Genomic DNA, 1,317 nt, shown 5'->3' with positions numbered 1-1,317 from the left:
TGATTACGGGAATATAAAGTGGAATATTATATGAAAAAGATACTGGTATTTTTATTTTTTATTGCAATTTTAGCTGGATGTGTAAGTGGAAATAAAGGTGTTTATCAATTTAAAGGCGAATCAATGTCACCCACAATAAAAGATAAGCAAAAAGTAGTAATTGATAAAGATTACTATATAAAAAATGAAATTGAACGTGATGATATCGTACTTTTTAATCTAGAAGAAAACCACCAGCATATAAAAAGAGTAATAGGTTTGCCGAATGAAATGATTCAGATTTTAGATGGTACTATTTATATTAATAACAAGCCAATAGACAGTGAATATGCCTTTGTTGATGTATGGCTAGTGATAAAATGCATGAAGACGGCATTCAATTAAAGAGTGACGAGTATTTTATAATTGGAGATAGCCTTATACCCATGACAAGTAAGGATAGCAGATCGGTAGGTCCAATAGCAAAGAAAGATATTCTAGGAAAAGTGGTTGAAATAAAATAGCTCAAAATACTTTGGATAAATTTATCCAAGCGTTTAATTTTGAAATTACCAACATAGTTATTTAACACAGCCTTTAATTTAAAAGAGTTTTAAAAAAGTTGTACACAAAACCAATTTAGAAAAGTAGAAATAAACGAAGCGAAAATAAGGAGTGAATATTAATGTAAAAACTGGTGATTGAGAGAAGCCGTTATAAGTTACCGTATGGAAACTAGTCCATGAATATCTAGAATGGGAAATTAGAAGCGGAAATCCTAAATGGGATTTCCTTTTTTTATTTTCAAAAATTTTTTTCAAAAAGTTGTACACAAAGTCGATTTAAGATTAATTTCATTTTTATTTTCTCACCTTCTTGATAAATCGAATTTATTTGATGTAACCTTATCAAAAATCCAAATTTTTAATGTGTCTATCCGTTTAATCTAAAAAAATTGATTTGAACCTATAGCACTTACTACTCTTGGGATAAACAAATCTTGGAACAAAATGTATCTGGAATGCTATAAATTGTCTATATTTGCTATAATAATATTGGTTACAAATATTGTAAGGTTTTTTAAGGCAAAGAAACAGGAGTGGTTTTAGATTACTAATATGAGAATGTAGCAATGAAAAAATATGGGATTGTTGAAGAGAAAATTTTAATGGTACTGATAAAGCAATTAAGCTAGTAAAAGACCAGTTAGATTTATTAACAAAAATAAACTCAATGCAAAAAAATAGATTTATATAAATTACACAACTAAGAAAAAGGCACCTAAGAGATGGTTATTTAGGTTGCCTTTTTTTGTGTTTGAAAAGGAGATGCTTTATT

Annotated in this window: 2 protein-coding genes; both read left to right on the top strand. The window is 28.0% G+C overall.

Annotated elements, in window-relative coordinates; translation table 11 throughout:
• Nucleotides 1-30 precede the first annotated feature (30 nt).
• Complete coding sequence (gene lepB, locus V7147_RS25105; RefSeq protein ID WP_335370519.1) at nt 31-384, top strand: signal peptidase I; 354 nt, start codon at nt 31-33, stop codon at nt 382-384.
• Nucleotides 345-503: a S26 family signal peptidase gene (locus tag V7147_RS25360; protein WP_438824658.1), complete on the top strand. Its 159-nt coding sequence runs from the start codon at nt 345-347 to the stop codon at nt 501-503. Before lepB ends, V7147_RS25360 begins: the two co-directional genes overlap by 40 nt.
• Nucleotides 504-1,317 lie beyond the last annotated feature (814 nt).

This window comes from Bacillus sp. JJ1521 (assembly GCF_036965165.1).
In the GTDB taxonomy this organism is placed as follows: Bacteria; Bacillota; Bacilli; order Bacillales; family Bacillaceae_L; genus Ferdinandcohnia.
Note: the sequence above shows the minus strand (reverse complement) of the source record. Positions and strands in the feature narration are given on the sequence as shown.